Origin of the sequence: Nocardioides sp. Root1257 (genome assembly GCF_001425175.1) — a bacterium.
Lineage (GTDB): Bacteria > Actinomycetota > Actinomycetes > Propionibacteriales > Nocardioidaceae > Nocardioides.
Map to the genome: position 1 here is coordinate 35,126 of NZ_LMDV01000008.1, position 24,143 is coordinate 59,268.

General features: G+C 71.6%; 25 protein-coding genes. 7 read left to right on the plus strand and 18 right to left on the minus strand.

Annotation, left to right across the window (positions count from 1 at the left end; genetic code table 11):
- Nucleotides 1-50 precede the first annotated feature (50 nt).
- Entirely contained in the window at nucleotides 51-1,079 is a 1,029-nt protein-coding gene (locus tag ASC77_RS08245; protein ID WP_056150952.1) for an alpha/beta fold hydrolase, read from the plus strand.
- 17 nt (nucleotides 1,080-1,096) lie between these two features.
- Here the strand turns inward: ASC77_RS08245 and ASC77_RS08250 are convergent, their stop codons facing one another.
- Nucleotides 1,097-1,621: a ferritin gene (locus ASC77_RS08250; RefSeq protein ID WP_056150954.1), complete on the minus strand. Its 525-nt coding sequence runs from the start codon at nucleotides 1,619-1,621 to the stop codon at nucleotides 1,097-1,099.
- Between the two features lie 43 nt (nucleotides 1,622-1,664).
- Nucleotides 1,665-1,856, minus strand: coding sequence for a hypothetical protein (locus ASC77_RS08255; protein ID WP_056150956.1), 192 nt, complete (start codon nucleotides 1,854-1,856; stop codon nucleotides 1,665-1,667).
- 108 nt (nucleotides 1,857-1,964) lie between these two features.
- Between ASC77_RS08255 and ASC77_RS08260 the strand changes: the two genes are divergently transcribed.
- Genes ASC77_RS08260 through ASC77_RS08275 form a run of 4 tightly spaced genes read left to right on the plus strand, consistent with a single transcriptional unit; the run spans nucleotide 1,965 to nucleotide 5,409 of the window.
- Nucleotides 1,965-2,474: a PadR family transcriptional regulator gene (locus tag ASC77_RS08260; protein WP_056150958.1), complete on the plus strand. Its 510-nt coding sequence runs from the start codon at nucleotides 1,965-1,967 to the stop codon at nucleotides 2,472-2,474.
- Nucleotides 2,471-3,154 (plus strand): ABC transporter ATP-binding protein, encoded by a 684-nt coding sequence (locus ASC77_RS08265; RefSeq protein WP_056150960.1) that lies wholly within the window; start codon nucleotides 2,471-2,473, stop codon nucleotides 3,152-3,154. The genes ASC77_RS08260 and ASC77_RS08265 overlap by 4 nt, the downstream gene beginning before the upstream one ends.
- A complete protein-coding gene (locus tag ASC77_RS08270; protein ID WP_056150962.1) occupies nucleotides 3,151-5,043 on the plus strand; it encodes an FtsX-like permease family protein in 1,893 nt (630 codons plus the stop codon). Before ASC77_RS08265 ends, ASC77_RS08270 begins: the two co-directional genes overlap by 4 nt.
- Before the next feature lie 39 nt (nucleotides 5,044-5,082).
- Nucleotides 5,083-5,409, plus strand: coding sequence for a hypothetical protein (locus ASC77_RS08275; protein WP_056150963.1), 327 nt, complete (start codon nucleotides 5,083-5,085; stop codon nucleotides 5,407-5,409).
- Nucleotides 5,410-5,411: 2 nt separating this feature from the next.
- On the opposite strand, the gene ASC77_RS08280 is transcribed toward ASC77_RS08275, so the two are convergent.
- From ASC77_RS08280 to ASC77_RS08295, 4 genes are all read right to left on the minus strand, one after another.
- Complete coding sequence (locus ASC77_RS08280; protein WP_056150965.1) at nucleotides 5,412-6,011, minus strand: histidine phosphatase family protein; 600 nt, start codon at nucleotides 6,009-6,011, stop codon at nucleotides 5,412-5,414.
- Nucleotides 6,008-8,029: a protein meaA gene (locus ASC77_RS08285; RefSeq protein ID WP_056150967.1), complete on the minus strand. Its 2,022-nt coding sequence runs from the start codon at nucleotides 8,027-8,029 to the stop codon at nucleotides 6,008-6,010. The genes ASC77_RS08280 and ASC77_RS08285 overlap by 4 nt, the downstream gene beginning before the upstream one ends.
- Before the next feature lie 101 nt (nucleotides 8,030-8,130).
- On the minus strand, nucleotides 8,131-8,439 hold the full coding sequence (locus tag ASC77_RS08290; RefSeq protein ID WP_056150969.1) for an STAS domain-containing protein: 309 nt from the start codon (nucleotides 8,437-8,439) through the stop codon (nucleotides 8,131-8,133).
- 99 nt (nucleotides 8,440-8,538) lie between these two features.
- The gene (locus tag ASC77_RS08295; RefSeq protein WP_156390999.1) at nucleotides 8,539-9,117 is read right to left on the minus strand and encodes a hypothetical protein; all 579 of its coding nucleotides are present in this window, start codon (nucleotides 9,115-9,117) and stop codon (nucleotides 8,539-8,541) included.
- Between the two features lie 44 nt (nucleotides 9,118-9,161).
- On the opposite strand from ASC77_RS08295, the gene ASC77_RS08300 reads away from it, so the two are divergent.
- Nucleotides 9,162-9,737, plus strand: a complete 576-nt coding sequence (locus ASC77_RS08300) for a cob(I)yrinic acid a,c-diamide adenosyltransferase (protein ID WP_056150974.1) — start codon at nucleotides 9,162-9,164, stop codon at nucleotides 9,735-9,737.
- A gap of 52 nt (nucleotides 9,738-9,789) precedes the next feature.
- Here ASC77_RS08300 and ASC77_RS08305 read toward each other — a convergent pair whose 3' ends face one another.
- A complete protein-coding gene (locus tag ASC77_RS08305; RefSeq protein ID WP_082574586.1) occupies nucleotides 9,790-10,962 on the minus strand; it encodes an MFS transporter in 1,173 nt (390 codons plus the stop codon).
- 75 nt (nucleotides 10,963-11,037) lie between these two features.
- Nucleotides 11,038-14,418 (minus strand): BTAD domain-containing putative transcriptional regulator, encoded by a 3,381-nt coding sequence (locus ASC77_RS08310; RefSeq protein WP_056150978.1) that lies wholly within the window; start codon nucleotides 14,416-14,418, stop codon nucleotides 11,038-11,040.
- A gap of 120 nt (nucleotides 14,419-14,538) precedes the next feature.
- On the opposite strand from ASC77_RS08310, the gene ASC77_RS08315 reads away from it, so the two are divergent.
- Nucleotides 14,539-15,996 (plus strand): FAD-binding oxidoreductase, encoded by a 1,458-nt coding sequence (locus ASC77_RS08315; RefSeq protein ID WP_056150979.1) that lies wholly within the window; start codon nucleotides 14,539-14,541, stop codon nucleotides 15,994-15,996.
- A gap of 158 nt (nucleotides 15,997-16,154) precedes the next feature.
- Here the strand turns inward: ASC77_RS08315 and ASC77_RS08320 are convergent, their stop codons facing one another.
- The 10 genes from ASC77_RS08320 to ASC77_RS08365 all read right to left on the minus strand — a co-directional run bounded on the left by ASC77_RS08320 (nucleotide 16,155) and on the right by ASC77_RS08365 (nucleotide 24,130).
- Entirely contained in the window at nucleotides 16,155-16,607 is a 453-nt protein-coding gene (locus tag ASC77_RS08320; RefSeq protein ID WP_056150981.1) for a DUF2550 domain-containing protein, read from the minus strand.
- 73 nt (nucleotides 16,608-16,680) lie between these two features.
- Nucleotides 16,681-17,067 (minus strand): F0F1 ATP synthase subunit epsilon, encoded by a 387-nt coding sequence (locus ASC77_RS08325; RefSeq protein WP_056150984.1) that lies wholly within the window; start codon nucleotides 17,065-17,067, stop codon nucleotides 16,681-16,683.
- A complete protein-coding gene (gene atpD / locus ASC77_RS08330; RefSeq protein WP_056150986.1) occupies nucleotides 17,067-18,521 on the minus strand; it encodes a F0F1 ATP synthase subunit beta in 1,455 nt (484 codons plus the stop codon). The genes ASC77_RS08325 and atpD overlap by 1 nt, the downstream gene beginning before the upstream one ends.
- A gap of 5 nt (nucleotides 18,522-18,526) precedes the next feature.
- Nucleotides 18,527-19,432 (minus strand): F0F1 ATP synthase subunit gamma, encoded by a 906-nt coding sequence (locus ASC77_RS08335; RefSeq protein ID WP_056150988.1) that lies wholly within the window; start codon nucleotides 19,430-19,432, stop codon nucleotides 18,527-18,529.
- 3 nt (nucleotides 19,433-19,435) lie between these two features.
- The gene (gene atpA / locus ASC77_RS08340; protein WP_056150990.1) at nucleotides 19,436-21,079 is read right to left on the minus strand and encodes a F0F1 ATP synthase subunit alpha; all 1,644 of its coding nucleotides are present in this window, start codon (nucleotides 21,077-21,079) and stop codon (nucleotides 19,436-19,438) included.
- A 70-nt stretch (nucleotides 21,080-21,149) separates the two neighbouring features.
- Nucleotides 21,150-21,959 (minus strand): F0F1 ATP synthase subunit delta, encoded by an 810-nt coding sequence (locus tag ASC77_RS08345; RefSeq protein ID WP_056150992.1) that lies wholly within the window; start codon nucleotides 21,957-21,959, stop codon nucleotides 21,150-21,152.
- On the minus strand, nucleotides 21,959-22,483 hold the full coding sequence (locus tag ASC77_RS08350; protein ID WP_056150995.1) for a F0F1 ATP synthase subunit B: 525 nt from the start codon (nucleotides 22,481-22,483) through the stop codon (nucleotides 21,959-21,961). Before ASC77_RS08350 ends, ASC77_RS08345 begins: the two co-directional genes overlap by 1 nt.
- 50 nt (nucleotides 22,484-22,533) lie before the next feature.
- A complete protein-coding gene (locus ASC77_RS08355; protein WP_056150997.1) occupies nucleotides 22,534-22,797 on the minus strand; it encodes a F0F1 ATP synthase subunit C in 264 nt (87 codons plus the stop codon).
- A 71-nt stretch (nucleotides 22,798-22,868) separates the two neighbouring features.
- On the minus strand, nucleotides 22,869-23,708 hold the full coding sequence (gene atpB / locus ASC77_RS08360; RefSeq protein WP_056150998.1) for a F0F1 ATP synthase subunit A: 840 nt from the start codon (nucleotides 23,706-23,708) through the stop codon (nucleotides 22,869-22,871).
- On the minus strand, nucleotides 23,705-24,130 hold the full coding sequence (locus tag ASC77_RS08365; protein WP_156391000.1) for an ATP synthase subunit I: 426 nt from the start codon (nucleotides 24,128-24,130) through the stop codon (nucleotides 23,705-23,707). The genes atpB and ASC77_RS08365 overlap by 4 nt, the downstream gene beginning before the upstream one ends.
- Nucleotides 24,131-24,143 lie beyond the last annotated feature (13 nt).

The window sequence follows — 24,143 nt, forward strand, 5'->3', positions numbered from 1 at the left end:
GGGCAAGGTCACATTCCGTCCCGGCGCCTTATTGACGTAGGTTCAACAGCGTGAGGCTGACCTTTCTCGGAGTCCTGACCGCACTGCTCTCCCCGGCGCTCGTCGCGGTCGTCGTCCCGACGCCCGCCGACGCCGCTCCCCCGCGGCTCGTGTCGCGCGCCGTCGTCCTCGACGTCGAGAACACCAACGCGACCAGCGCCCTGTGCGTGCCCGACAACCAGTCCTACCGCCTGCGGGCCCGCCTGGTCGGGCCGCCCCGCGCGATCCAGGGCCGCAGCGGACCGCTGCGGGTCAACGTGCTCGTGCACGACGAGGGCACCGGGAGCTGGTTCTGGCACCTGCGTGGGCGGGGCCTGGCCGGCTACGACTACGCCTCCCGCCTCGCCGCGCGCGGCGAGACCTCTCTCGTGATCGACCGGCTGGGGTACGGCGCCAGCGGGCGCCCGACCTCGACCTGCCTGGGCGCGCAGGCCGACATGCTCCACCAGGTCGTCCAGCACCTGCGCTCGGGGCGCTACGACTTCGCCGACGCGCGGCTCGGCAGCACGCCGGCGGCCGCCTCCGTCGTCACGCACGGACTCGGCGTGGGGGCGGCCATCGCCCAGGTCGAGGCGGCCACCTTCGACGACGTCGCCGGTCTGGTCCTGATGTCGTGGACCGACCGGACGGCGACCCAGCTCGCCCAGGAGGAGCTGGCCCGGCAGCGCGCCGCCTGCCTCACCGGATCCGCGACCGCGCCGGCCGCCGGCGCGGCGGAGCTCCGGCACCAGCTCTTCGCGGTGGCGCCCGCCCGCGTGCAACGGGCAGCGGTCGCCCGGCGCGCTGCGGTGCCCTGCGGCGACGTGCTCAGCCGGGCGCCGATGCGGCTGGCCTCCGGGCTCGGCGCCGCCCAGGTCGACGCACCGGTGCTGCTGCTCTACGGCGGCGCGGACGCGCTCACCCGTCCCGAGGCCCGCAGCGCCCAGGCCGCGGCGTACCCGACGAAGGTCACGACGCGCACCTTCGCGGGTGCCGGCAGCGCGCTCCCGCTGGAGCGTCCCGGCCCGGTCGCCGCGACCGTGCTGCGCTGGCTCCGGTAGGACTCAGGCGGTAGGACTCAGGCGCCGGCCTGGCGCGGGGCCGTCGGGTCGGCACCCTCGCCACCCTGCTCGCGGGCGACGTACTCCTCGATGTCCTCGACGTCGTCGAGGTTGCGCTTCACCACGGCCAGCAGGTCGCTCATCGTGGCGACCTCCTCGACCTGCTCCTTGATGAACCACTGCATGAACTGCTCGGAGGCGAAGTCGAACTCCTCGCGAGCGATCCGGAGCAGCGCGTTGATCTGGTCGGTGACCCGCTTCTCCTGGGCCAGCGCGAGCTCGACCGGCCCGACGACGTCCCCGAAGTCGCTGACCGGCGCCTCGACGGCGGGGATGGTCACGTCCGCGTCGGTGTCGAGGAGGTACTGCACCATCATCATCGCGTGGCCGCGCTCCTCGAGCGCCTGCGCGTAGAAGAAGGCGGCCATCTGCGGCATGGTCAGGGCGTCGTAGTAGATCGCGCACGTGAGGTACTGATTGTGCGCGGAGAGCTCGTTGCCGATCTGGACGTTGAGCTGGTCGACGAAACGGGGCGCGGCCACGGGGGCTCCTTGGTCAGAGGGCGGGGTCGGCGATGACGGTCGGTCAGGCTGCCTTCGCAAGCTTCTTCTTGGTGACCTTCTTGCCGTCGACCGTGACGAGCTTGCGCTTCTTGACCGTATACCCGTCGGGCAGGGTGCCTTCCTTCAGCATCCGCAGCGGGCAGCGCCCGCACTTCGACTTCGAGACGCAGCACTCCACCTTGGGGAGCTTGCGCACCTTCGACTTCTTGCCCACGCGCGGAACGGTAACACGGAGATAAGGGCAGGCTTACCTCAACGTGATCGGCGAGACACGTTCGTCGTTCCACCACGGCCACTATTCACTGTGTGTATAGTCCGCCGCATGAGCACCGCCCTCCCCCTCCTCGCCCTCCTCGAGCAGGAGCCGGCCCACGGCTACACCCTCAAGCAGCGCTACGACGACCGCTTCGCCCGCACCCGCCCGCTCGCGTTCGGCCAGGTGTACGCCGCCCTCTCCCGCTTCGAGACCAAGGGCTGGGCCGAGGTGACCGAGGTCGAGGTCGTCGACGGCCCGGAGCGCAAGCGCTACCGGATCACCGAGGACGGGGTCGAGGCGGTCACCGCCTGGGTCTACGCCCCTCATCAACCCACGGAGTTCGCGATGAGCAACCTCTACACGCGGGTCAGCGTGGCCCTGACCTCCGGCCGCTCGGCCGCCGAGGTGCTGGACCGACAGCGGGTGCAGCACCTGGCGCGGATGCGCGAGCTCACCACGCAGCGCAAGGAGGCCGACGCCGTGGCACAGCTCGCGATCACCTACGAGCTGGCGCACCTCGACGCGGACCTGCGCTGGATCGAGGAGGCCGGAGCCCGGCTGGAGGAGCTCCGATGAGGCCCGGACCGGCTGTCCTGGAGGCCCGCGGCCTCACCGTCCGGTACGGCGAGACCACGGCCGTCGACTCCGTCGACCTGGCGATCGCGCCCGGGTCGCGGACGGCGGTCATGGGCCCGTCGGGGTCTGGCAAGTCGACGCTCGTCCACGCCCTGGCCGGCGTGGTGCGGCCCGCCGCCGGTGAGATCTGGTTCGAGGACGTGCGGCTCGACCAGCTGAGCGAGTCCGAGCGCAGCCGACGGAGGCTGTCCCGGATGGGGATGGTCCTGCAGTTCGGCGACCTGGTCCCCGAGCTCACCGTGGTCGAGAACGTGATGCTGCCGCTGCAGGTCCTCGGCGAGCGGGCCCGGCCGGCCCGCGCGCGGGCGCTCGAGCTGCTCGACGCCCTCGGGGTCGCCGACCTGGCCGACCGGCGTACCGGAGCGGTCTCCGGCGGCCAGGTCCAGCGGGCGGCCGTCGCCCGGTCCTTGGTGCACGGCCCGGCCGTGGTGCTGGCTGACGAGCCCACGGGGGCGCTCGACAGCCTGACCGCGGAGCAGGTGCTGGACACGATGGTCTCGGTGACGGCCGCCGCCGGCGCAGCCCTGGTCGTGGTCACCCACGACCACGTGGTCGCCTCGCACCTCGACGACCTCGTCGTCGTCCGCGACGGCCGGGTCGCCGAGCGAGTGGTCGCGTGACGTCGCTGCGGCTCGGGCTGCGGCTCGCGATCACGCCCGCCGCCCGGCTGCGGACCGCGCTGCTGGCGGTCGCCGCGATGCTCGGGGCGGCCATCCTCCTCGTCACGTTCGCCGCCGGCCACCACCAGCTGGTCACCGCGACGACGTACCAGAACGAGATGCCGCGACTGGTCGCCGTGATCATCGCGGTCGTCGGGCTCCCCTGCGCCGTGCTGGTGGCGACGGTCGCCCGGCTCTCGGCCTCGCTGCGCGACCGCCGGCTGGCCAACCTCCGCCTGATCGGGCTGACCGCCAACCAGACCCGGCTGGTCGGGACCGGCGAGGCCGGCGGCGCCGCCCTCGTCGGCGCCGTCCTGGGCTGGGTCGTCTTCTGGCTGGTCCGGCCCCTGCTGCTCGGGCATGCCCCGGCCGGACCTGCCTGGGGCGAGTTCTTCGCGCCCACCCCGCTCGACCAGGTCCTCGTGGTCGTCGGCGTGCCGGCGCTCGCGATCCTCGCCAGCGTGGCGCCGGCGCGGTCCTCGGTCGACGACGCGCTCGCCATCACCCGTCGTGCGGACCGGCGCCCTCCGGGCTGGTGGCGCCTCCTCCCCCTCGTCGCCGGTGTCGCGCTCTGCCTGACGGTCGTGCTGTCCGAGCACCACGGCGACGAGATCTCGGACCAGCAGGTGGTCACCCTCTTCGGCGGCATCGGCCTGACGGCCGTCGGCATGCTCCTGGTGCTGCCGGTGCTCGTCCGGCTGCTGACCCGCCTCACCTCCGGCCGCGCGCTCGGCCCTGCCCAGCGGATCGCCGTGCGCCGGCTCGAGGCGCAGCCGGCGGGGGTCGCGCGCATCATCGCGGCCCTCCTGATCGGCCTGTTCCTCGCGACCGGCGCGCGCTTCGTGCTGGTCGCCTTCGAGAGCACCCCGCAGTACGCGACCCAGGCGCGCGACATCGAGCGCGGCCAGCGCGTCACCGTGCTCGCGTCCCGGGCCGAGGCACCGGACACGGCGGCGCGGCTCGCCGCCGTCGACGGCGTCCACGACGTCATCGACCTGCCGACCCTGTCCGTCGCCGGCACGGGGACCCAGGCGATCGTCGCCACCTGCGCCGACCTCGCCCGGCTCGATGCCGCGCTCAGCGACTGCCGCGACGGCGAGGCGATGTGGCTCGGCATCGACGAGAGCGACTTCATCACCGAGTACGCCGCCGACGCCGTGCGCGGCGGCCAGGTGACCTGGTCGACCGACACCGATGACGCGTCCGACGCCGAGGTCCCGGTCGTGCGGCTGCCGCTCGACCTCCCGACCATGTCGACGACCGGGGCGCACGCGTCCACCGACGCCCTCTCGCCGCTCTACGCCAGCGTGATCATCCCGCCGACGCTGGTGGGCGACCTGCCGAGCAGCACCCAGCACACCTTCCTGGTCGTCGGCGGGCCGGGTCGCGACCTCGGCACGCGCCTGGCCGCTGCCGGCTTCGCGGCCCAGGACGGTGGCTACTACGACGACTACGACTTCGTCGCGACGATGAGCTCGGTCATCTGGATCGTCGCGGGCGTCGTGCTCGCGGTGGGCCTGCTCGCCCTCACGGTGTCCACGATCGACCGCGGCGCCCAGCGTCGCAAGGAGGTCGTCGCGCTCCAGCTGGTCGGGCTCGGCCGGGGTGTGATCCGCCGGGCGCAGGGCCTCGAGACCGCCGTGCCCGTCGTCCTCGGCTCCGTGCTGGCCGTCGGCCTCGGCGCGCTGGCCGGCGCGACGTACCTCAGCCTCGACGAGAGCTCCACGATCCCGTGGGACCAGACGCTCGTCCTGGGACTGGTCGCGATCGCCGGCGGGGTCGGGGTCGCGCTGGTGTCGATGATCGCCTGCGCGCCGCGACTGCGTCCCGAGGAGATCCGCGCGGAGTAGGTGCGGTTTGTGCGGGCCTGCCCCGGGCATCACCCTCCCGTGACCACCTCTCCGGCGCCCGCACCCGCCCGGCCCTCAGCACCGGCGCCGGGCGCGGCCGCCGCAGTCGCCGGTGTCCTCTTCGGCCTCGCGGTCGTCCTCGGCGTGGTCGCCGTGGTCTACCTCGTCCTGGAGCTGTCCGGCGCTCCGGGCTCCACCGTCGTCTGCGGCAACCGGGACACCAGCATGGGCGAGTGCCTGCTCGCGTTGCAGGTGAGCCGCTCCCAGGCGATGCAGACGTGGAGCATCAGCCTCAGCCTGGTCGCCGGCTCCATGGCATCGGCCGGATCCGGCGCGGTCGCCCTGCTGGTCCTCCGGCGCCGCTGACCTCAGTCGAGACCGGCGACCAGCCGCCAGCCGTCGGCGTCCTTCTCCAGCTCGATCACGCCGCAGTTCGCGAGCGAGATCCCGAGACCCCGCGTCCGCGGCAGTCCTACGAGCTGCGGGAGCGTCGCGAGGATCGCGCCGCCGTGGCTGACCACCAGCACCGTCTCGCCCGGATGGGCATCGGCGGCCTCGTCGAGCACCGCGCCGACCCGCCGGACGAAGTCCGAGATCAGCTCTCCGCCGTCGATGCGGGTCGCGTCGTCCCCCGCCGCCCACTGCCGGAAGACGCCGCTGAAGTACTCCTGCTCGCCCGTCGTCGTGCCGGCGAGCGAGCCGACGCCGTACTCACGCAGGCCCTCGCGCACGACGACGTCGACCCCCAGCCCGGAGGCCGCGATCTCGGCCGTCTGGACGGCACGCGAGAGCGAGCTCGTCCAGACGCGCGCGATCCGCTCGCCCTTCAGCCGGTCCGCGAGCTCGGCCGCCTGACCACGGCCGAGCATCGTCAGGCTCCCGCCGTCGTCGGAGCACACCTCGGTCTCGTACTCCGCCTCGCCGTGGCGCGCCACGAGGATGCGCGCGGGGCACTGCAGAGAGGTCATCCGTCGAGACCGTTGGCCTTCCGGATCACGTCGACGATGCCGCCCATGATCTCGGTCAGCCCGTAGTCCTTCGGCGTGTAGACGGCCGCGACCCCGAGCTCGCGCAGCTTGCGGCCGTCGGAGTCCGGGATGATCCCGCCGACGATCACCGGCACGTCGGCCAGACCGGCCTCGCGCAGCCCGTCGAGGACGTCGGGCACCAGCTCCATGTGGGACCCGGAGAGGATCGAGAGGCCGATGCAGTGCACGTCCTCGGCGACGGCGGCGGCCACGATCTGCTCGGGCGTGAGCCGGATGCCCTGGTAGACGACCTCGAAGCCCGCGTCGCGCGCGCGTACGGCGACCTGCTCGGCGCCGTTGGAGTGGCCGTCGAGCCCGGGCTTGCCGACCAGCAGCCGCAGCCGACCGCCCAGCTCGTCGCCCGTCGCCCGGACCCGCTCGCGGACGGCCGTCAGCTCGGCCCCGGCCTCAGCGACGACGGCGCCGCTGACGCCGGTCGGGCCGCGGTACTCGCCGAAGACCTCGCGCAGGGTCGCCGCCCACTCTCCCGTGGTCGCGCCCGAGCGAGCCGCGGCGAGCGTCGGCGCCATCAGGTTGGCCTCGGTCTTGGCGGCGGCAGCGAGCGCGGCCAGCGCCTCGGCCACCTCGGTCTCGTCGCGCTGCGCCTTCCAGGCCTCGACGCTCGCCCGGGCGGTCTTCTCGGCCTCGGGGTCGGCGGCCATGATCGCGCCGTCCAGGTCGGCGGTCAGCGGGGACGGCTCGGTCGTCTCGTACTTGTTGACGCCCACGATGACCTCCTCGCCCGACTCGATCCGGGCCCGGCGGGCGGCGTGCGAGGAGACCAGCTCGGACTTCATGTACTCGACCGCCGCGATCGCACCGCCCATCGCCTGCACGCGGTCGATCTCGGCCTTCGCGCCCTCGACCAGCTCCGCGACCTTGGCCTCGATGACGTGCGAGCCGTCGAAGATGTCGTCGTACTCCAGCAGGTCGGACTCGAAGGCGAGCACCTGCTGCAGGCGCAGCGACCACTGCTGGTCCCACGGACGCGGCAGGCCGAGCGCCTCGTTCCACGCGGGCAGCTGGAGGGCGCGGGCGCGGGCGTTCTTGGAGAGCGTCACGCCGAGCATCTCCAGCACGATGCGCTGCACGTTGTTCTCCGGCTGGGCCTCGGTCAGGCCGAGCGAGTTGACCTGCACGCCGTAGCGGAAGCGGCGCATCTTGGGGTCCTGGACGCCGTACCGCTCGCGCGTGATCTCGTCCCACAGCTGGTCGAAGGCCCGCATCTTGCAGGTCTCCTCGACGAACCGCACGCCGGCGTTGACGAAGAACGAGATCCGGCCGACGACCTTCTCGAAGTCCTCGGCGTCGACCTGTCCGGCGTCCTTGACCTGGTCGAGCACGGCGATCGCGGTGCTCAGCGCGTAGGCGAGCTCCTGTGTCGGCGTCGCACCGGCCTCCTGCAGGTGGTAGCTGCAGATGTTGATCGGGTTCCACTTCGGGATCTGGTGGACCGTGTAGGCGATCATGTCGGCGATCAGCCGCATCGAGGCCTCGGGCGGGAACGCGTAGGTCCCGCGGGACAGGTACTCCTTGATGATGTCGTTCTGGGTGGTGCCGGCCAGCTGGGCGGCGACCTCCTCAGGCGTGCTGTCGGGGTTCTGCTCCTCGGCGACCACCTGGTACATCGCGAGCATCCACATCGCGACGGCGTTGATCGTCATCGAGGTGTTCATCTCGGTGAGCGGGATGTCCTCGAAGAGGCGCCGCATCTCGCCGAGGTGCGGGATCGGCACGCCGACCTTGCCGACCTCGCCGCGCGAGAGCGGGGAGTCGGGGTCGTAGCCGGTCTGCGTGGGCAGGTCGAAGGCGACCGAGAGCCCGGTCTGGCCCTTGGCGAGGTTGGTCCGGTACAGCGCGTTCGAGGCCGCGGCCGTCGAGTGGCCGGAGTAGGTGCGCATCAGCCACGGCCGGTCCTTGGCGTGGCTCGCGGCCGGGTGGGACTGCGGGTCGCTCATGGATCCGAGGGTAGGACGGCGACTACCGATTGGTAACCGCTGGCGCGTGTGGACAATCTGACATTGCGGCTGACATTGCGGCTGACGTTGCGGCCAGACGCTCAGGCCGACGCGGCGACCCGCTCCACCTCGACCATCCGGCTCATCCGGGTGAGCGTGAGCATGCGGCGTACGGACGGACCGCAGCCACGCAGCGTGAGGTGGTGCCCGGAGCGGGATGCCTGCCGGGTGGCGACCGCGAGCACCTTGAGTGCGGTCATGTCGATGGCGGTCACGTCGGTGAGGTCGATGACGACGTCCTCGTCGTGGCCGTGCAGGTGCTCGTAGATCGCGTTGCGGACCTCCCACGTGCTGCGCACGTCGAAGTCACCGCTGAGGAGGATGGTCGGACCGTCGGTCAGGATCTCCATCGGTGTTCCCCGTTTCTCGGGGCCCCCGCCCCGATCAGCCATCGCTTGGCCTGTCACCCACTATGACGCGCACAACACCCGGATGGTTGCCTCTGTTCCTCAACTTTCCCGTCGTGTCGCGTCCGTTGCGGACGTCACCGCCGTGCCCAGCGCGATCAGCAGCATGCCCGCGACCCCCTCGGGCGCGAAGATGTGGCCGATGTGCACGAGCCACGCGCCGGGCAGCAGCACCACCGCGACCGCACCCCGGGCGCCGTGGCGCCGGACCTGGTCGACCACCACGAGCGCGCAGGTGACGAGCAGGGCCCAGGAGCCGATCTCCCCCAGCGGCGTCCCGATCCGGAAGAGCAGGCTGACCGCCTCGGGTCGCGGCACCCCGGGGCCGAGCTCGTGGGTCACGTAGCCGGCGGCGACGCCGCTGATCACGTCGAGCGCGGTGTAGAAGGTGGCATAGACGTACGCCGCCAGCCGGACCGCCCAGGCGAGCGGGTCGGTCCGCCGGCCCATGAGCGCGGCGAGCGCAACACCGACGAGCGGGAAGGCCAGCAGCCCCGGCAGGTGCAGCGTGAACCACCGCCACGACGTGCCGTAGCTCAGGTGGTGGGGGTGCAGGAGCCCTGCCACCGCCAGCAGGAGCGCCGGCAGGGCGAGCAGGAGCGGCTGTGCGAAACGTCGCATGCGCATCGAGGCTACGTCGTACCGCGCGCCACTACCGTGGGCCCATGGTCAACCTCACCCGGATCTACACGCGCACCGGCGACGCCGGGGAGACCCGCCTCGGCGACATGAGCACCACCACCAAGACCGATCCGAGGCTCGCGGCCTACGCCGACGTCGACGAGGCCAACGCGCACCTCGGCCTCGCGCTCGCCCAGGGCGGGCTCGAGCCGGACGTCGTGCAGGTGCTGACCCGGATCCAGAACGACCTCTTCGACGTGGGGGCCGACTTCTGCACGCCGGTGGTCGCCGAGCCGGAGTACCCGCCACTGCGCATCGAGCAGGCGTACATCGACCGGCTCGAGGCGTGGTGCGACCAGTACAACGAGGAGCTGCCGACGTTGCGCTCGTTCATCCTGAACGGCGGCACCGAGGGCGCCGCGCTGCTGCACGTCGCGCGCACCGTCGTACGCCGGGCGGAGCGGTCCGCGTGGGCGGCGTACGAGGTGCACGGCGAGACCATGAACCTGCTCGCCGTGAAGTACCTCAACCGGCTCTCGGACCTGCTCTTCATCCTGGCCCGGCACGCCAACCGCGAGAACGGCGACGTCCTGTGGGTGCCGGGCGGCGAGCGGGACTAGGGGCACGTCTCTCAAGTCGGAGCGCCCGCTGCGCGGGCTTGAGCGATGCGCCCTAGCTGGCGACCTGCTCGACCTCGGGCCGGACCGGGCGGGCCGCGAAGACCGTGAGGGCCGCCGGGACCATCAGGCCGGCGATGACGAGCAGCGTCTCCAGCGTGCCGATGTGGTCGGCGAGCAGGCCGAGCAGCGGCGGCCCGGCGAGGAACGCCGTGTAGCCGATCGTCGAGACCACGCTGACCCGCCGAGCGGCGCGCAGCGGGTCGTCGGCGGCCGCGCTCATCCCGACCGGGAAGCCGAGCGAGGCGCCCAGGCCCCAGACGACGATGCCTGCGCCGACCAGCACCACGCTGTCGCCGAAGACGACCAGCACGATGCCGACGAACGCGGCCGCTGCGGAGCCCCACAGGACCGGCGCGCGGCCGTAGCGGTCGAGGAAGACCGGGCCGACAAGCCGGCCCACGAACATCGAGGACACGAAGAGCGTGAAGCCCGCGACGCCGACCCAGTGCCGGACGTCGTACCCGTCGATGAGCGCGAGCGAGAGCCAGTCGTTGGCGGCGCCCTCGGAGAGCGCGAAGGCCAGCACCATGACGCCGATCGCGAGGGTCCGCGGCTCGCGCCACGGGGAGCACTCCACGGCCTGCCGGTCCTCGTGGGTGACGACCGGCGGCAGGTAGGCACCGGCGGCCCACCAGGTGGCGAGCGCGGCGGCCGCCGCGAAGACCGGCACGTGCAGCAGCAGCGGTGCGTGCAGGGCGGCCATCGGGATGCCGATCGCCGCGCCGGTGAAGGAGCCGATGCTCCAGCCAGCGTGGAAGCGCGGCATCATCGTGCGCGCGAACCGGCGCTCCACCTCTGCTGCCTCGACGTTCATCGAGACGTCCCAGACCGCGATGCCGATGCCGTCGACGAAGAAGCCGACGACGGTCAGCGCCACCACGTCGGTGACGACGCCGGTCATCGCGACCAGCAGCCCGACGGCGACCAGCACCCCGCCGAGCCGGGTCACGGCCGTCGCGCCGATCCGGTCGATCAGGCGGCCCGTGAGCGGCAGCGCGATGACCGAGCCGATCGAGATCGCGAGCAGCAGCAGGCCGAGCGAGCCGTTGTCCAGGTCCAGCCCGCTGCGGATGTCGGGCAACCGCGAGACCATCGTGGCGAAGCAGAACCCGTTGAGCGCGAAGCTCAGGGCGACGGCGTTGCGGGTGTGGATGAGGGACGGCACGGCACCAGAATTCCGGATCGGGCGGCCATCTCCAAAACCCCGTCTTTACCGGTCCAGATCGTGGACAGGCCGGGGTCAGAACTCGTACGTCGTGCGCACCTCGCGCAGCCAGGCGGCGAACAGCGGGATCCGCCACTCCTCGGCCAGCGCGAGCGCCTTGTCCGCGTGGGTCGCGGCCAGGTCGCGCTCCCCCACGGCGGCCGCCGCGAGCGCCAGGTAGGCGTCGATCGGCCCCAGCGCGAGGTCCGAGCCCGCGCAGCAGCTGGTGCCGGCGTACGGCGCGAGCAGGTCGTAGGCGCCGGCGGCCAGGTCGCGCTCGCCGAGGTAGAGCGCCAGCTCGGCGCCGTGGCACCACGAGAGCACCGAGATGTCGTTGACGCGGTCGAGGGGTGCGCCGTGCTCGGCGTGGTAGGAGCGGGCCCGGTCGTGCTCGCCCGCTCGCCACAGGTAGACCGCGAGGCTCGCCGCGAACGGGAACGGCGTCTGCTCGAACTGCTCGAGCACGGGGACCATCTCGATTGAGCGTCCCTGCCACAGCCGCATCGCCAGCAGCGAGCTCAGCACGGACTCGTCGGCGTTGTTGTGCGAGATCTGGCCGGCGATCTGGCGGGTGTGCTCGACGAGCCGGTCGCACTCGTCGAACTCCCCCGCCATGGCGTGCCACGGCACGAGGATGCCGTCGAGGACGGTCTCGCCGAACGCGATCCGGAGCCGCTGGGTCTCCGCGCGCGCCAGGTCGACGGCGGCGAACATCTCCGCCGGGCGGCCCAGCTCGCTGAGCACCGCGGCACGCAGGCAGGCCGAGACGACGAAGCTGCGCTCCCGGCCCGTGCTCCGCGCCAGGTCGAGGGACTCCGTGACGAGCTCGAGGCGCTGGGTCGCCGTCTGCGGCAGCCACAGCGCCACGAAGACCGTCTGGCAGGCGTCCAGCAGCAGGGACGGGTCGTGCAGGCGGCGGGCCATGGCGAGGCCCTCGTCGCACAGCGCCTGCCGCTCGGCGTACGACGCGGTGTCCTGGATCTCGTTCGCGAGGGCGAGCATGGAGCGGCAGCGCAGCTCGCTGTCCTCCGCGGGCAGCCGGTCCAGGCTGCCGCGCAGGGCGCCGACCACCGTGTCGTTGGCGCTGCCGGGCGGGCCGGAGCGCCAGAGCACGTCCTGGGTGGTCGAGATCGCCGCCCGCGCGACCGCCTCGGGGTCGCGCATCAGCTTGCCGACCGCGATCGCCTCCTCGACCGCGCCGACGAGCTCGGGCAGCCGGGCGGCCCAGCGGTACTCCTCGATCAACGCCATCAGCACGGCGTACCGCTCGGCGTGGCCTGCCGTCGGGTCACCGTCGAGCGAGACGAGGGCGCTGCGCAGCAGCTCGGCGGCCTGGTCGTAGGCGTAGTAGCGACGGGCCTCGCCCGCGGCCACGACGGCGGCGCGCCAGGCGCGGTCGGCGTACGACGGCCCCGCGCCACGCCAGTGCCGGGCCGCCTCGCTCTCGCGGCCGGGCACACCGTCCAGCGCCTCGGCGGCCCGGGCGTGGGCGCGGGCCTGCCGGCTGACGCTCAGACCCGCCTGAAGGGTGTCGCGGACCAGCGCGTGCGCGAAGTAGTAGTGGTCGATGCCGTCCTCGCGCACCAGGCCGGCGGCCTGTGCCGGCTCGACCACGTCGATCAGGTCGTCCTCGTCGATGCCGGTGACGGCACCGAGTGTCGGGATGTCGAAGTCGCGGCCCAGCACCGCCGCGGAGCGCAGGGTGCTCACGGTCTGCTCCGGCAGCCGGAGCAGTCGCCGGTTGAGGACGTCGGCGACCGCCGTCGGCACGCCGTCGTCGGGGCCGCCCCCGTCCGGATCACCGCGGCCGGTCCGCTCCCCCGCCAGCCGGGCGATCTCGACGAGGAAGAACGGGTTGCCGTCGGTGCGGGTGTGCAGCTCGTCGGCCTGACCGCCGCTCAGCTCCCGGTGCGTCACCGAGGCGAAGACCTCGGCGGCCTCCGACGCGGGCAGGCCCACGAGCTCGACCCGGAGCGCGTGCATCCGGGCCAGGCCCTCGGCGACGTCGGCGAGCGCCCCGGTCGGCTCCGGGTGGAGGCGCCAGGTGCCGATCACCAGCAGCCGCGCGGTGTCGACGGACTCCGCGAGCAGGCGCAGCACCCGCAGCGTCGAGGTGTCGGCCCAGTGCAGGTCGTCGAGCACCACCAGCAGCGGCTCGTCCTGCGCCGCTGCACGGATCCCGCCGACGATCCGCTCCCAGGCCCGGAACTGGGCACCGTCGTCGGCCGGCTCGCCGCCGTCCTCGGCGAGCACGCTCATGCCGATGCCCTCGAGCACCGCCCGCCACGGCCAGAGGGGCGGCGCGCCGTCGTCCTGCGAGCACCGACCGACCAGCGCCCGTACCCCTCGGCGCCGGGCCTCGGCGACCAGCTCCGCCGCGAGCCGGGACTTGCCGATGCCCGGCTCACCCGTGAGCACGGCGTACGACGGGACGCCGGAGCTCGCCCGCTCCACGAGGGCGACCAGCGCGGCCAGGTCGTCGTCGCGACCGACCATCGGCCAGGGCGCGACCTGCTCGGCGACGGCCTCCTGGGGCGGGCGAGGCGGCTCCGGAGCGAGCGTCGGCGTCGGCGTCGGCGTCGGCGCATCGTCCGCGGGCGCGACCCACTCGAGTGCTCGGTCCTGCCGGAGCACCGCGGTCTGCAGCTCGCGCAGCTCGGCGGACGGCTCCAGGCCGAGCTCCTCGTCGAGGATGGCGCGCACCCGGGCCAGGACCTCGAGGGCGTCGGCCTGCCGCCCGCTGCGGGTGAGGGCGACCGCCCACAGGGCCCACAAGCGCTCGCGCAGCGGGTGGGCGGCGGTCAGCGACTCCAGCTCGGCGGAGATGGTCGCGTGCCGCCCGAGCGCGAGCTCGACGACGGCCCGGTCCTCGAGCGCCACCAGTCGCAGCTCGTCCAGGCGGGCACGCTCGGCGACGGCAGCATCGGCGTCGCCCAGCTCGCTGTACGGCGCACCGCGCCACAGCGCCAGCGCCTCGACGAGCGCCGCGGCCAGGTCCCGCAGCTCGGGTGCCGGGAGCGGCGAGCCGCCCCACGGCGGGTGCGGTTGCAGGGTGCGGTGGACGCGGGCGACGGCCTGCTCGAAGCGGTAGGCGTCCACGGCCTCGTCGGGCACCCGCAGCGCGTATCCGGGCGCCACCGTGACCAGCACGGTCGCCGGCGCCCGCCGTACGCGATCGGGCTCCATCACCCGCCGGAGCTGGGAGACGTAGGCCTGGAGGGTCGCGGTCACGCCGGGCGGCGCGTGGTCCTCCCACAGCAGGTCGACGATGCCATCGACCGAGACCGGCCACCCCCGCGACAGTGCCAGCGCGGCGACCAGCGCCCGCTGCTTGGGGGTGCCGAGGTCGACCGGCGCGCCGGCGAGCGAGACCTCGACCGGGCCCAGGACCGACAGGCCCAGCACCGACACCTCCACGGCGGAAGCGTAGAGCGAGGCGGGCGGGTGGCGCTCCCAGTCGGCTCAAAGTCGACTCCAAGTGGGCGGCGGCATGGTCATCCCACCGACCGAAGAACCCACACAGGAGTCACCACCACCATGACCATCGACGCCAACGCCGACCAGCGCAGCACCACCTCCACCCCCACCGCACTGCCCGCCGCCCACGCCCTCCGCGGCCTCATCGGCGGCCGTGTCCACCTGCCCGGCGACGCCGGGTACGACGCCGCCCGCCTCCCCTGGAACGTCGCCATCGACCAGCGCCCCGCCGCCGTCGCCGTGCCGCGCTCCGCGGCCGAGGTCGCCACGGTCGTCCGGGTCGCCGCCGAGGCGGGCCTCCGGGTCGCTCCGCAGAGCACCGGTCACAACGCCGGCCCGCTCGCCGCGCAGGGCCTCGACGACGTCGTCATCGTCCGCACGTCCGAGATGAACACCGCGATCGCCGACCCGGTCCGCGGGATCGTCCGCGTCGAGGGCGGCGCGATCTGGGAGCCGGCCGTCGACGCGGCCGCCGCCCACGGGCGGGCCGTCCTGCACGGCTCCTCCCCCGATGTCGGGATCGCCGGCTACAGCCTCGGCGGCGGCATCGGGTGGTACGCCCGCAAGCACGGCCTCGCCACCAACAGCATCACCGCCGTCGAGATCGTCCTCGCCGACGGCGAGCTGGTGCGCGCCGACGCCCACACCAACGCCGAGCTCTTCTGGGCCGTGCGCGGCGGTGGCGGCAGCTTCGGCGTCGTGACCGCCCTCGAGTTCAAGATGTTCGACATCGCGACGGCGTACGCCGGCATGATGATGTGGCCGCTCGCCGCCATCGAGCCGGTGCTGCGCGAGTGGGCCGCCTGGGCGCCGGGCGCACCGGACGAGGTCACCACGTCGTTCCGCGCCATGCGGCTGCCCGAGCTGCCCGACCTTCCGGACTTCCTGCGCGGCCAGCAGCTGGCCGTCATCGACGGCGCCGTCCTCGGCTCCGACGAGCGCGGCTGCGAGCTGCTCGCCGGCCTGCGTGCTCTGGACCCGTTCCTCGACACCTTCTCCCGGGTGCCCGCGAAGTCGCTGGTCCGTCTGCACATGGACCCGGAGGGCGGCGCCCCGTTCGCCTCGGACTCCGCGATGCTCGCGTCCTTCCCGGACGCCGCGGTCGACGCGTTCCTGGCCGAGGCCGGCCCGGACGCGCAGACGTCGCTGCTGATGGCCGAGCTGCGCCAGCTCGGCGGCGCGCTCGGCCGCCCGCACCAGGGCGGCGGCGTGCTGTCGCACCTCGACGCCCAGTTCGTCACCTTCGCCGGCGGCATGGCGATCACCCCGGAGATGGGCGCCCAGGCGCACGCCGACGCCGTCCGCTTCACCGAGGCGCTCGCGCCGTTCGCGAACGGCCGCGAGTACCTCAACTTCGCCGAGAACCCGGTCGACACCCGGGCGGCGTACGGCGCGGACGTGTGGACCCAGCTGACCGGCATCCGCAGCGCGGTCGACCCGCACGGCGTCTTCGCGGCCAACCACCCGGTGCCGCGGCTCTTCGAGGACGGGCAAGCGACCAGCGGCGTGCGAGCGTAGCGAGTACGGCGCGTGGGGTCGCGCAGGTTGAGCAAGCGCGTGGCCGAGCCTGCGAGGCCGCGACCGCGCGTCGAAACCCGGTGAGACAAGTAGGGCGGTGACCACGACGGTCACCGCCCTACTTCAGCTCAGAGGACGAGCTCGACCAACGATGCGATCTACGTGCGCGGGCCGCGGGTCCAGTCGGTGCCGGGCGGGCCGGACTCGAGCCAGGACTGGAAGCCCATCAGGGAGGCCGGCGACATGGCCAGCTCGATCGGGCCGCTCGGCGTCGTGCAGGACAGCACGACGTGCTCGGGGTAGAGCGACATCTGCTCGGCACCCTCGGGGGCCCGACTGCCGACGAAGGTGACCTCGGCACGCTGCAGCACCCGCTTGGGGCCCGGCCACAGCGAGAAGTAGCGGAACCACTCGAGCGACTCGCCCGAGTAGCGACCGAGCCCGAGAAGCCAACCGCGCCCGGCATGTTCCTGCCGGACGCGGTAGCTGAGCTCGAAGGTTCCGCCGTGGCGGGAGAGCAGGCGGCGACGGACGATCAGTCCGAGGCCGTAGAACAGGACGAGGACGAGCAGCACACCAGCGGCGTCAAGAAGCCACTGCCACACCGGCATCCATGACCTCCTGCTCGCTCCGTCACCGTGGGGTGCTCACCCTAGCGGCACCCCACAACGGATCGAACGCGGGTCAGGAAGCCTTCTCGGCCGCCAGGATCCGGACCTCGGCGCGCCGGGCCCGCTCCTCGCCGTCCTCGCCCTCGGACTGCGCTGACTCGAGCTCGGCCCGCGCGGCGGCGACGTCGATCTCGTGGGCCAGCGCAGCGAACTGGCTGAGGATCGAGACCCGGTTGTTGGCGACCGAGAGGAACCCGCCGTCGACCGCAGCGAACATCCGCTCGCCGTCGACGGGCTCGATCTCGACGACGCCGTCGACCAGCAGGGAGAGCACCGGCATGTGGTTGCGCAGCACGCCGATGTCGCCCTCTGCGGTCTTGGCGACCACCATCGTGGCCTGACCGGACCACACGGTCCGGTCGGCCGCGACGAGCTCGACCTGCAGCTGGTCGTCTGCCATCAGATGTTCTTCTGGATCTCGGACCACTTCTTCTCGACGTCGTCCAGACCGCCGCACATGAAGAAGGCCTGCTCGGCCACGTGGTCGTACTCGCCGTCAGCGATCTTGTTGAACGCCTCGATGGTCTCGCCGATGGAGACCGTCGAGCCCTCGATGCCGGTGAACTGCTTGGCGACGTAGGTGTTCTGCGACAGGAAGCGCTGGATCCGGCGGGCGCGGGACACGATGATCTTGTCCTCTTCGGACAGCTCGTCGACACCGAGGATCGCGATGATGTCCTGGAGCTCCTTGTTGCGCTGCAGGATCTGCTTGACGCGGATCGCGCAGTCGTAGTGAGCCTGCCCGATGTACTGGGCGTCCAGGATCCGCGACGTCGAGGTCAGCGGGTCCACGGCCGGGTAGATGCCCTGGGACGCGATGTCACGGGACAGCTCGGTCGTCGCGTCGAGGTGCGCGAACGTCGCAGCCGGGGCCGGGTCGGTGTAGTCGTCGGCCGGCACGTAGATCGCCTGCATCGAGGTGATCGAGTGACCACGCGTCGAGGTGATCCGCTCCTGGAGCGTGCCCATCTCGTCGGCGAGGTTGGGCTGGTAGCCCACCGCGGACGGCATCCGGCCCAGCAGGGTCGACACCTCGGAACCGGCCTGCGTGAACCGGAAGATGTTGTCGATGAAGAGCAGCACGTCCTGGCCCTGCACGTCGCGGAAGTACTCCGCCATCGTCAGCGCGGACAGGGCGACCCGCAGGCGGGTGCCCGGCGGCTCGTCCATCTGACCGAACACGAGGGCGGTCTGGCCGATGACGCCGGCCTCCTCCATCTCGACGATCAGGTCGTTGCCCTCACGGGTGCGCTCGCCGACACCGGCGAACACCGACACACCACCGTGGTCCTTCGCGACACGCGCGATCATCTCCTGGATGAGCACGGTCTTGCCGACGCCGGCACCACCGAACAGGCCGATCTTGCCGCCGAGGACGTACGGCGCGAGCAGGTCGATGACCTTGATGCCGGTCTCGAACATCTGGGTCTTGGACTCGAGCTGGTCGAAGGCCGGCGCCTTGCGGTGGATGCCCCACCGCTCCTTGACGTCGAGCGTCTCGCCCTCCTCGAGGTTCAGGCACTCGCCGAGGGTGTTGAACACCTTGCCGAGGGTGCCGTCGCCGACGGGGACCGTGATCGGGCCGCCGGTGTCGGTCACCTGGGCACCGCGGACCAGGCCGTCGGTCGGGCGCAGCGAGATGGCGCGGACCATGCCGTCGCCGATGTGCTGCGCGACCTCGAGCGAGAGCGTGGTGGTCTCGCCACCGAGCTCCAGCTGGGTCTCGAGCTTGTTGTACATCTCGGGCATCGAGTCCACGGGGAACTCGATGTCGACGACCGGGCCGATGACCCGGGCGATGCGGCCGACGCCAGCCGAGCCGGTCTCCGTGGTCTCTTCAACAGTGGCAGTCATGTCTCTCACTCACTCCCGGCGTTGGCGTCGGCCAGCGCGTTGACGCCACCGACGATCTCGCTGATTTCCTGGGTAATACCGGCCTGGCGGGCCTGGTTGGCGATCCGTGTGTACTTCTTGATGAGCTCGTCCGCGTTGTCCGTGGCCGACTTCATCGCCTTCTGACGGGCGGCGAGCTCGGACGCGGCGGCCTGCAGCAGCGCGAAGAAGATGCGGCTCTGGACGTACTGCGGCAGCAGCCCGTCGAGCACCGCCTCCGGCGAGGGCTCGAACTCGTAGAGCGGCAGCACCTCGCCGTTCGACGGCTTCTCCTCGCCCTCGACGACCTCGAGCGGCAGCAGCCGGATGTCGGTCGGCTCCTGGACGAGCATCGACTTGAACCGGGTGAAGACGACATGCACCTCGTCGACACCGCCGTCCTCGTCGAGGAAGGCGTCGATCAGGGTCTGCCCGATCTCGTGCGCGACCTCGAAGCTCGGCTGGTCGGAGAACCCGTTCCACGACTTCTTCACGGGGCGACCACGGAACTTGTAGTACGCCTCGCCCTTGCGACCGGCGATGTAGGTGTCGATCTCCTTGCCCTCGCCCCGGAGCTTCTCGGCGAGCCGCTCCGCCTCCTTGAGCACGCTCGAGGAGTAGGCGCCGGCGAGGCCACGGTCGCTGGTGACGATGAGCACGGCAGCCCGCTTGGACTCCTCGGGCTCACGGGTCAGCGGGTGGTCGACGTTGGAGTACGTCGCCACGGCCGAGACCGCCCTGGTCAGCTCGCGGGCGTACGGCGCTGCCGACTGCGCCCGCTGCTGCGCCTTGATGATCCGGGACGCGGCGATGAGCTCCATGGCGCGGGTGATCTTCTTCATCGACTCCGTCGACTTGATCCGCGCCCGGTACTCGCGCACCGATAGAGCCATGGGTCAGCCCCGCTTCTGCTTGACGATCTGCTCCTGCTCGACGTCCTCGTCCTCCAGGGCCTCGGCCTTCGGCTCGTTGCCGACCTTGATCGAGCCCCCGTCCGAGGTCTCGAACTGGTCCAGGAAGGAGTCGTAGGCACCCTCGAGGTCCGACGCGGTGTCGTCCTCGAACTTCTGGGTCTCCCGGATGGCGGAGAGGATGCCGTCGTGCGAGCGGCGCAGGTAGTCGATGAACTCGCGCTCGAAGCGCAGCACGTCGTCGGCCGGCACGCGGTCGAGGCGACCGGTGGTGCCGATCCACAGCGAGACGGTCATCTCCTCGAGCGGGTACGGCGAGTACGCCGGCTGGCGCAGCAGCGCCATCAGGCGCTGACCGCGGTCCAGCTGCTGGCGCGACGCGGCGTCGAGGTCGGACGCGAACATCGCGAAGGCCTCCATGGCGCGGAACTGCGCCAGGTCGACCTTGAGCGAGCCGGTGACGGCCTTCATCGCCTTGGTCATCGCCGCGCCGCCGACGCGCGACACCGAGATGCCGACGTCGATGGCGGGACGCTGGTTGGAGGCGAACAGGTCCGACTGCAGGAAGATCTGGCCGTCGGTGATCGAGATGACGTTGGTCGGGATGAACGCCGAGACGTCGTTGGCCTTGGTCTCGATGATCGGCAGGCCGGTCATCGAGCCCGCGCCCAGCTCGTCGGAGAGCTTCGCGCACCGCTCGAGCAGCCGGCTGTGCAGGTAGAAGACGTCACCCGGGTAGGCCTCGCGGCCCGGCGGGCGACGCAGCAGCAGCGACACGGCGCGGTAGGCCTCGGCCTGCTTGCTCAGGTCGTCGAAGACGATGAGGACGTGCTTGCCGTCGTACATCCACTGCTGGCCGATGGCCGAGCCGGTGTACGGCGCGAGGTACTTGAAGCCCGCGCTGTCCGAGGCCGGCGAGGCGACGATGGTGGTGTACTCCAGGGCGCCGGCCTCCTCGAGGGCGCCACGCACGGAGGCGATGGTCGAGCCCTTCTGGCCGATGGCGACGTAGATGCAGCGGACCTGCTTGGTCGGGTCGCCCGACTCCCAGTTCTGCTTCTGGTTGATGATCGTGTCGATCGCGATCGTCGTCTTGCCGGTCGCGCGGTCACCGATGATGAGCTGGCGCTGGCCGCGGCCGATCGGGGTCATCGAGTCGATGGCCTTGATGCCGGTGGCGAGCGGCTCGTGCACCGACTTGCGCTGCATCACGGTCGGCGCCTGGAGCTCGAGGGCCCGGCGGGTGTCGGACTCGATGTCGCCGAGGCCGTCGATCGGGTTGCCGAGCGGGTCCACGACGCGACCCATGAAGTTGTCGCCGACGGGGACCGAGAGGATCTCGCCGGTACGGCGGACCGTCTGGCCCTCCTCGATCTTGTCGAAGTCACCGAGGATGACGACGCCGATCTCGCGCGTGTCGAGGTTCAGGGCGATGCCCAGCGTGCCGTCCTCGAACTCCAGCAGCTCGTTGGCCATCGCCGAGGGCAGACCGGTCACCCGAGCAATGCCGTCGCCGGCGGTCGCGACCGTGCCGACCTCTTCCTTGCTCGCAGCCTCGGGCTGGTAGTCGGCGACGTACTTCTGCAGCGCGTCGCGGATCTCCTCCGGACGGATCGAAAGCTCCGTCATCTTCGTCCCTACTCTCTTGGTTCTCTACTGAAGTCTTCGGAATTGGGCGGTGGTCGAGACGGCCGGGCCGTCAGCCGACCAGCTTGCGCCGGGCGTCGTCGAGCCGGCTGGAGACGGTCCCGTCGATGACGTCGTCACCGATCTCGACCCGCATCCCACCGAGCACGCCGGGTTCGACGATCTCGTTGAGGTGGACCTGCTTGCCGTACTGCTGCGACAGGGCCGCGGCCAGCCGCTCCCGGTCCGCGTCGCTCAGCGACTTCACGACCCGCACCGTGGCCACGGCCTCGCCGCTGGCCTCGGCCGCGACCTGGCGGTACGTCGCGAGCGCACCGGTCAAGGTCCCGTAGGTGCCCCTGAGCGCCTGCGTGGCCAGGGCCAGCGTCGCCGGGAGCACCTTGCCGCCGAGCAGCGAGTCGAGCAGCGCGGCCTTGTCCTCGGTCGACCGGGCCGGGTTGGCCAGGCCGTCGCGCAGGTCGGGGTTGGCCACCAGCATCTGACCGAGCGCGAACAGCTCGTCGACCAGCGTGCTGGCGTCCGTGCCGACCGACGTCACCGCGGCGATCTCGCTGAGGCGCTCGACCGCGTTCGCGAGGTCGCGCGCCGACGTCCAGCGCCGTCCCGCCGCGCTGGTGACCAGCGCGAGGGTGGCGTCGTCGAGCTTGCCCGCGAAGACCTGCTGGACCAGACCCTTCTTGGCGTCGGCCGGCAGCGAAGCGTCGGTCGCGAACCGGCGCAGCGCCGGCTCGGACCGGAGCAGCGACGAGACGTTGTAGAGCTCCCGGGACACGCGCTCGGCGTGCTCCCCGGGGCGCAGCGCCTCGCCCAGCTCAGCGGCGAGCTCCCGGAGGGAGTCGGCCGATGCTCCACGCAGATCCATCAGCTGGCGCCTTCCAGCTCCGAGAGGAAGCGGTCGACCACGCGGCTCTGGCGAGCCTCGTCGTCGAGCGACTCCCCGACGATGCGGCCGGCCAGGGTCGTGGCGAGCGTGCCGACCTCACCGCGCAGGGACGCGGCCGCGGACTTGCGGTCGGCCTCGATCTGCGTGTGGGCGTGCTCGACGATCCGGGCCGCCTCGGCCTGGGCCTGCTCCCGCATCTCCGCGATGATCGCGGCGCCCTGCTCGCGGGCCTCCTCGCGGATGCGCGCCGCTTCGTGGCGCGCGTCGGTGATCTGGGCCTTGAACTCCTCCTCGGCCGCGCTGGCCTCGGACTTCGCCTCGTCCAGCTCGGCGAACTGCTCGCGGATCGCGTCCTGGCGAGCGGTCATCGCGCGGTTGATCGGCGGGATGACGTACTTCGCCAGGAGGAACAGCAGCAGCGCGAAAGCGAGGAGCTCGACGAAGAACGTGCCGTTGGGCACGAGGAAGTTGTCCGCCATGGGGGTGACCGCAAGGCTTGCCATCGATTAGTTCCTTTGCTTCTGACAGGTGAGGTGGGGCTCGGAGCCCTTCCTCACGCGCCGAGGACGAAGACGAACAGCGCCATGAAGGCGAGGTTGATGAAGAACATCGCCTCGACCAGGCCGACCGTCAGGAAGAAGATCGTCTGCAGGCGACCCTGCGCCTCGGGCTGGCGAGCCACACCCTCGATGTAGGACGAACCCGCGAGGCCGTCACCGATACCAGCACCGATGGCGCCACCGGCAAGGGCGATGCCACCGCCGACGAAGGCGCCGGCCAGCTTGACTGCGTCGGCGGTTGTCGTTGCGTCTGCCATGTCTCTCCTTGGTTACGCACCGGGGGTCCGGTGCCTCTTTCTTAAACTCTGGTCACGCCCGACCGGGATGGTCAGTGCGCTGGAACGGGAGCGGCCTCGTCGGCCGCGGCTGCGTCGGCAGCCTTCTTCCTGCGCTGCTCGTCCTCGTACTCCTCGTGCGTCTCGTGCTCCTCGTGGCCGGCACCGGCCATCGCGAAGTAGAGGACCGTGAGGAGCGCGAAGATGAAGGCCTGGATGACGCCGATGATCATGTCGAACGCCTTCCACAGGATGTTGGGCGCCCACATCGCGTAGAGCGGGATCAGCCCGATCAGCGCCAGCATGATGCCACCGGCGAAGATGTTGCCGAAGAGTCGCAGCGCGAGCGTGATCGGCTTGATCAGCTCCTCCAGGACGTTCAGCGGCGCGAGCACCGGGAACGGCTCGATGAAGTGCTTGAAGTAGCCCTTCACGCCCTTCTGACGGATGCCGTAGGTCCAGACGCTCACCATCGTCACGGCGGCGAGCGCGTAGGTCAGGTTGGTGTCCGCCGTCGGCGCCGGCAGCAGGTGCACGTCGTGACCGTTGATGGTCAGCTCCGTCGGCAGCAGCTCGAGCCAGTTGCAGAACAGGATGAAGAAGAAGAGCGAGATCGCCAGCGGGGCGACGTAGGGGTGCACGCGGCCCAGGTTGTCGTTGACCTGCTTGTTGACCTCGCCGACGACGAGCTCCCACAGGATCTGCGGCTTCGACGGCACGTGGTCGCTCGTGTCCTTGGTGAGGGCACGGGTGCCCCACCAGCCCAGGAGCAGGACCAGGACGCCGGCCACGATGGTGGAGATGATCGTGTCGATGTTGAACGTCATGCCGAGGAACTCGCGCTGGACGTGGTGGCCGATCTCGATGTCAGCCATCGGCAAGAGGCCGGTCATGGGTTCTTCAGCTCCTTCAGCAGCGGGATCGTGGTCATCACGAGAGCGATGAGCCGGAAGATGGCCAGGCCGAGCAGCAGCCCGATGCCGTCAGGCCAGAAGAGCACAGCGACGCCGACCGCGACCACCGTGAGCACGGTCAGGCGGATGACCGTCGAGACGACCATCTGGTTGCGGGTCGGCTGCGCGCCGGACGAGATCGTCCGGAGCAGCCAGTACTCGGTCGCGAGGTGGTTGACGAGGCCCAGGAAGATGCCGGCCGCGATGCAGACGGCCAGGCGCCACTCGCCCGCCGCGCCGGCGAGCCAGAAGCCGGCGACCATCAGGCCGAGGGCGACCAGCTCGATCTTGCGCTGATCCTTCAGGACCCGCCAGATCGATGCCTGGGTCGGGGGCTGGACGTCACTCATCGAGCTGCTCATCTCCGTCAGGCTC

Excerpts from the sequence above, each read along its gene's own strand:
- ASC77_RS08365 (WP_156391000.1), bottom strand. The coding sequence starts at position 24,130 with ATGAGCAGCTCGATGAGTGACGTCCAGCCCCCGACCCAGGCATCGATC.
- ASC77_RS08335 (WP_056150988.1), bottom strand. The coding sequence starts at position 19,432 with ATGGCTCTATCGGTGCGCGAGTACCGGGCGCGGATCAAGTCGACGGAG.
- ASC77_RS08290 (WP_056150969.1), bottom strand. The coding sequence starts at position 8,439 with ATGGAGATCCTGACCGACGGTCCGACCATCCTCCTCAGCGGTGACTTC.
- atpB (WP_056150998.1), bottom strand. The coding sequence starts at position 23,708 with ATGACCGGCCTCTTGCCGATGGCTGACATCGAGATCGGCCACCACGTC.
- ASC77_RS08295 (WP_156390999.1), bottom strand. The coding sequence starts at position 9,117 with ATGCGACGTTTCGCACAGCCGCTCCTGCTCGCCCTGCCGGCGCTCCTG.
- ASC77_RS08320 (WP_056150981.1), bottom strand. The coding sequence starts at position 16,607 with ATGCCGGTGTGGCAGTGGCTTCTTGACGCCGCTGGTGTGCTGCTCGTC.
- ASC77_RS08315 (WP_056150979.1), top strand. The coding sequence starts at position 14,539 with ATGACCATCGACGCCAACGCCGACCAGCGCAGCACCACCTCCACCCCC.
- atpD (WP_056150986.1), bottom strand. The coding sequence starts at position 18,521 with ATGACTGCCACTGTTGAAGAGACCACGGAGACCGGCTCGGCTGGCGTC.
- ASC77_RS08300 (WP_056150974.1), top strand. The coding sequence starts at position 9,162 with ATGGTCAACCTCACCCGGATCTACACGCGCACCGGCGACGCCGGGGAG.
- ASC77_RS08280 (WP_056150965.1), bottom strand. The coding sequence starts at position 6,011 with ATGACCTCTCTGCAGTGCCCCGCGCGCATCCTCGTGGCGCGCCACGGC.
- ASC77_RS08265 (WP_056150960.1), top strand. The coding sequence starts at position 2,471 with ATGAGGCCCGGACCGGCTGTCCTGGAGGCCCGCGGCCTCACCGTCCGG.
- ASC77_RS08260 (WP_056150958.1), top strand. The coding sequence starts at position 1,965 with ATGAGCACCGCCCTCCCCCTCCTCGCCCTCCTCGAGCAGGAGCCGGCC.
- ASC77_RS08285 (WP_056150967.1), bottom strand. The coding sequence starts at position 8,029 with ATGAGCGACCCGCAGTCCCACCCGGCCGCGAGCCACGCCAAGGACCGG.
- atpA (WP_056150990.1), bottom strand. The coding sequence starts at position 21,079 with ATGACGGAGCTTTCGATCCGTCCGGAGGAGATCCGCGACGCGCTGCAG.
- ASC77_RS08325 (WP_056150984.1), bottom strand. The coding sequence starts at position 17,067 with ATGGCAGACGACCAGCTGCAGGTCGAGCTCGTCGCGGCCGACCGGACC.
- ASC77_RS08345 (WP_056150992.1), bottom strand. The coding sequence starts at position 21,959 with ATGGATCTGCGTGGAGCATCGGCCGACTCCCTCCGGGAGCTCGCCGCT.
- ASC77_RS08355 (WP_056150997.1), bottom strand. The coding sequence starts at position 22,797 with ATGGCAGACGCAACGACAACCGCCGACGCAGTCAAGCTGGCCGGCGCC.
- ASC77_RS08350 (WP_056150995.1), bottom strand. The coding sequence starts at position 22,483 with ATGGCAAGCCTTGCGGTCACCCCCATGGCGGACAACTTCCTCGTGCCC.